Origin of the sequence: Devosia sp., assembly GCF_028290645.1 — a bacterium.
GTDB lineage: Bacteria > Pseudomonadota > Alphaproteobacteria > Rhizobiales > Devosiaceae > Devosia_A.
This window is the reverse complement of the sequence record NZ_JAQGJL010000273.1, coordinates 1-4879: the sequence shown is the minus strand read 5'-3', so window position 1 is coordinate 4879 and position 4879 is coordinate 1. Positions and strand designations below refer to the sequence as shown.

At 64.3% G+C, this 4879-nt stretch carries 6 protein-coding genes; all 6 read left to right on the top strand.

Features of this window, described 5'->3' with window-relative positions:
• Positions 1-821: carboxyl transferase domain-containing protein (locus tag JWQ89_RS14715; RefSeq protein ID WP_299642199.1), on the top strand; the 821-nt coding region annotated here is incomplete at its 5' end.
• A 23-nt stretch (positions 822-844) separates the two neighbouring features.
• Positions 845-1270, top strand: a complete 426-nt coding sequence (locus tag JWQ89_RS14710; RefSeq protein ID WP_299642197.1) for a hypothetical protein — start codon at positions 845-847, stop codon at positions 1268-1270.
• Positions 1270-1506: a DUF4160 domain-containing protein gene (locus JWQ89_RS14705; RefSeq protein ID WP_299642196.1), complete on the top strand. Its 237-nt coding sequence runs from the start codon at positions 1270-1272 to the stop codon at positions 1504-1506. Before JWQ89_RS14710 ends, JWQ89_RS14705 begins: the two co-directional genes overlap by 1 nt.
• Positions 1487-1765 carry a DUF2442 domain-containing protein gene (locus tag JWQ89_RS14700; RefSeq protein ID WP_299642195.1) on the top strand — a complete coding sequence of 93 codons (279 nt, stop codon included), beginning with the start codon at positions 1487-1489 and terminating at the stop codon, positions 1763-1765. Before JWQ89_RS14705 ends, JWQ89_RS14700 begins: the two co-directional genes overlap by 20 nt.
• A 7-nt stretch (positions 1766-1772) precedes the next feature.
• Positions 1773-3749, top strand: a complete 1977-nt coding sequence (locus tag JWQ89_RS14695; RefSeq protein WP_299642194.1) for an acetyl/propionyl/methylcrotonyl-CoA carboxylase subunit alpha — start codon at positions 1773-1775, stop codon at positions 3747-3749.
• A gap of 153 nt (positions 3750-3902) precedes the next feature.
• A partial coding sequence (locus JWQ89_RS14690; protein WP_299642193.1) for a methylmalonyl-CoA mutase family protein occupies positions 3903-4879 on the top strand: 977 nt, incomplete at its 3' end.

Here is a 4879-nt window from a genome sequence, read left to right as displayed (position 1 = left end):
TCCGGCGCCTCTTCGATTTCCTGCCGCTCAACGCCGCCGACAAGCCACCGGTCCTCGCCGTCAACGACACCATCGAGCGCGCCGAGCCGAGCCTCGACACCCTCATCCCCGACAGCGCCCAAAAGCCCTACGACATGCGCGAGGTGATCGAAAAGATCGCCGACGAAGCCGATTTCCTCGAGATCCAGCGCGACCACGCCGGCAACATCCTCGTCGGCTTCATCCGCCTCAACGGCTCCACCGTCGGCGTCGTCGCCAACCAGCCCCTCGTTCTCGCCGGCTGCCTCGACATCAACAGCTCCAAGAAGGCCGCCCGCTTCATCCGCTTCTGCGACGCCTTCTCGATCCCCATCCTCACCCTCGTCGACGTCCCCGGCTTCCTCCCCGGCGTCGCCCAGGAATACGGCGGCATCATCAAGCACGGCGCCAAGCTCCTCTTCGCCTACGCCGAAGCCACAGTGCCCAAGGTCACCGTGATCACGCGCAAGGCCTACGGCGGCGCCTACGACGTCATGGCCTCAAAGCACATCCGCGCCGACGTCAACTACGCCTGGCCCACCGCCGAAATCGCCGTAATGGGCGCCAAGGGCGCCACCGAAATCCTCTACCGCTCCGAACTAGGCGACAAAGCCAAGATCGCCCAACGCACCGCCGACTACGAATCCCGCTTCGCCAACCCGTTCGTAGCGGCGGAGCGCGGCTTCATCGACGACGTCATCATGCCAAGTGAAACCCGCCGGCGCGTTGCCAGGTCCTTCGAGATGCTGAAGGGCAAGAAGCAGGTCGTGCCGGCAAAGAAACACGGGAACATTCCGCTGTGAGATCTCAACCGCTCATTGCCGCCTTGACCCTCGCCATGCTCGCCGGGACCGCAGCCGCGGCGCCACTGCAAGCAGGTGACCAGTTCCGCCTCGACACCGGTCGAGCGACGGTGAAACTGCACCATGTGGAAGTTAATCGTGTAACTTCGGACAACACCATCGACCTGGTCACGGTGTTGTCCGCGCCGGTGCCAACCCCTGCATCGCAGGAAGACATGTTTGTGCAACTGGCCGAGTTCTGCCTGCGCTATCAGGACGACATCGTGAAAGCGGCAGTACCCCGGAACGAGCACTCGAAGATGAACCTGTTCGTGCCCTTGTTCCAGGTGTCCGGCCAGCAGGTCGGATTTGCCTTTCAAGTGGCGAAGGGAAAATGCACGCTCGAGGCCCCGTTCCCGTCCAAGCTTGCAGCCGAGGCCCGCAAACACGCCAAGGCAGCACTTCACTGATGCCTACGGTCTTCCGGTGGAAGGGCTACCGCTTCTTCTGGTATCAAGCGGACGGCGCCGAGCCGCCGCACGTTCACGTCTGGAAGGACGGCAAGGAATGCAAGATCTGGCTCCGCGACCTGTCGGTTGCGTTCAACCATGGACACTCGCAGACCGAGCTTCGTGCGCTGCTCGACGTGACGCTGGCCGAGCAGGCGAGATTGCTGGAGGTGTGGAATGAGCACTTCGGACTCTGAGATGGACGGCAAGGCGCCGGTCGCCGCCTGGTGCGATGACGAGAGTTTGCATGTGAAACTGGCGGACGGGCGCCAGATCGCGACTCCCATCTGGTGGTATCCCTCCTTGCTCCACGCTTCGCACACCGAGCGCAACACGCTCGAACTCATGTACACGGGGATTCACTGGCCCGGCCTCGACGAGGACCTCAGCATCGACGGGATGCTGACGGGCTGGAAATCCACCGACGCCAAGCCCCCTGCCGTAGCCGCAGAATAAGGACTTCATGTTCTCCTCCCTCCTCATCGCCAATCGCGGCGAGATCGCCTGTCGCGTCATCCGCACCGCCAGGCGCATGGGCATCCGCACCATCGCCGTCTACTCCGACGCAGACCGTGACGCCGTCCACGTCAAGCTCGCCGACGAGGCCGTCCACATCGGCGGCTCCCCCGCCCGCGACAGCTACCTGAGCATCGAAAAGATCGTCGCCGCCTGCAAGCAGACCGGCGCCGAGGCCGTCCACCCCGGCTATGGGTTCCTGAGCGAAAACCCCGCCTTCGCCGCCGCGATCGAAGCCGAAAACATCATCTTCGTGGGCCCGCCGGTGAAGGCAATCGAGGCGATGGGGGACAAGATCACGTCGAAGAAAATCGCTGCTGCTGCAGGGGTTTCGACCGTTCCCGGCCACATGGGGCTGATCGCCGATGCCGAGGCAGCGGTGACGATTTCCCGCCAGATCGGCTATCCGGTGATGATCAAGGCCTCTGCCGGCGGCGGGGGGAAGGGGATGCGCATTGCCCATTCCGACGCCGAAGCCCGGGAGGGTTTCGAGCGCTCGAAGTCGGAAGCCGCGTCCAGTTTTGGCGATGATCGCATCTTCATCGAGAAGTTCATCACCGAGCCGCGCCACATAGAAATCCAGCTTATCGGCGATGCACATTCCAACGTTTTGTACCTCAATGAGCGTGAATGTTCGGTCCAGCGACGTAACCAGAAGGTCATCGAGGAGGCTCCGTCGCCTTTCCTCGATGCGGCGACGCGCAAGGCCATGGGCGAACAGGCCGTCGCCCTCGCCAAGGCTGTCGGGTACACCTCGGCCGGCACGGTCGAGTTCATCGTCGACAAGCACCGCAACTTCTACTTCCTCGAGATGAACACCCGCCTCCAGGTAGAGCACCCGGTCACCGAACTGATCACCGGCCTCGACCTCGTCGAGCTGATGTTTCTCGCCGCCGCCGGCGAGAAGCTGCCGCTGACGCAGGAGGAGGTCCAGCTCAACGGCTGGGCCATCGAAAGCCGCATCTACGCCGAGGACCCGTTCCGCAATTTCCTGCCCTCCACCGGCCGGCTCACCCGCTACCACCCGCCGGCCGAAAATCTCGTTCAGCCACCGTTCATCCGCAACGATACGGGCGTCGCAGAAGGGTCAGAGATCACGACCTATTACGACCCCATGATCGCCAAGCTCTGCACCTGGGCCCCGACCCGCATCGAGGCGATCGAGGCCATGGAGGACGCGCTCGACGAGTTCGAACTCGAAGGCGTCGGCAACAACATCCCCTTCCTCGCCGCCGTCATGGGCCAGCAACGCTTCCGCGAAGGCCGCCTCACCACCGGCTACATCGCCGAGGAATTCCCCAATGGTTTCAGCGGCGTAGAGCTGGATGCGGACTCACTCACGCATCTCGCCGCGATCGCCTGCACCTCGGCTTTCGCCCTCGATCACCGCCTCTACCCCACCACCCCCGAGCCCCGCGCCGTCATCATCGGCGACCAGCGCTGGGATTTCTCGGTCCGCGCCGACGGCATCGAGTACTGGCTCACCGCCCCCGACGGCAAGAAACTGCTGGTCGAAACCGGCTGGAAGCCCGGCAACACCATCTGCATCGCCCGGGTCGACGGGCACCTGCATCACGTGCGAATTCAACGACTTACCAGCGGCTTCCGCCTGCGGCACCGCGGCGCCGACCTCATAGCCAAGGTCCTGCTCCCCCGCGTCGCAGACCTGATGCCGCTGATGCCGGTCAAGTTGCCGCCCGACCTTTCGAAGTTCCTCCTCTGCCCAATGCCCGGCCAGATCGTCCGCATCGACGTCGCCGAGGGTGATATCGTCGAAGACGGCCAGACCCTCGCCATCGTCGAAGCGATGAAGATGGAAAACGTGCTCAAAGCCGAAAAGCGCGCGAAAATCAGCAAGATACGCGTCCAACCCGGCAGCGTGCTGGCGGTGGACGAGGTCATTTTGGAGTTCGAGGCGGTATGATGGAGCAGCGCCTGGGGCTACCCCTCATCCGTCGCTTCGCGCCACCTTCTCCCACAAGGGGAGAAGGTAACCAACTGAGGTTCCACGGCCTGTCGCCTTCTCCCCTTGTGGGAGAAGGTGCCCGAAGGGCGGATGAGGGGTCGGGAAGCCACGATGCCTAAGTCTCCCACCTTCGCCGACTGGGCCAAACTCGCCCAGCGCGACCTCCGCGACACCCCCGTCGAGTCCCTCAACCGCGACTACGGCGATCTCCCCATCCGCCCCGCCTATTTCCCCGAGGACGTCGCCGATCACGCCGCTGCGTCCCTCCCCGGCGCGCCGCCCTACACCCGCGGCGTCCGCGCCACGATGTACGCTGGCCGCCCCTGGACCATCCGCCAATACGCCGGCTTCTCCACCGCGCGCGAGTCCAACGCCTTCTACCGCCAGGCCCTCGCCGCCGGCCAGAAGGGCCTCAGCGTCGCCTTCGACCTCGCCACCCACCGCGGCTATGACAGCGACCACCCCCGCGTCACCGGCGATGTCGGCAAAGCCGGTGTAGCCATTGATTCCGTTGAGGATATGAAGCTCCTCTTCGAGGATATCCCGCTCCATCAGATGTCGGTCTCGATGACCATGAACGGGGCAGTCCTCCCGGTCCTCGCCATGTTCATTGTCGCTGCCGAAGAGCAGGGGGTTAAGCCCGCCCAGCTCGACGGCACCATCCAGAACGACATCCTCAAGGAGTTCATGGTCCGCAACACCTACATCTATCCGCCGGCCCCGAGCATGCGGATCATCTCCGACATCTTCGCCTACACGGCCGAGAAGATGCCGCGCTTCAACTCGATCTCGATCTCCGGGTACCACATCCAGGAGGCCGGGGCGACGGCCGACCGGGAGCTGGCGTACACGCTGGCCGACGGGGTGGAGTACCTGCAGGCGGGGAAGGCGGCCGGGCTGGACGTCGACGTCTTCGCGCCGCGGCTGAGCATCTTCTGGGGTATCGGCATGAACTTCTTCATGGAGGTGGCGAAGCTGCGGGCCGGGCGCCTGCTGTGGGCCAAGCTGGTGAAGGAGGCCGGAGCGCTGAAGGACAAGTCGATGTCGCTGCGCACCCACTGCCAGACCTCGGGCTGGTCGCTGACGGC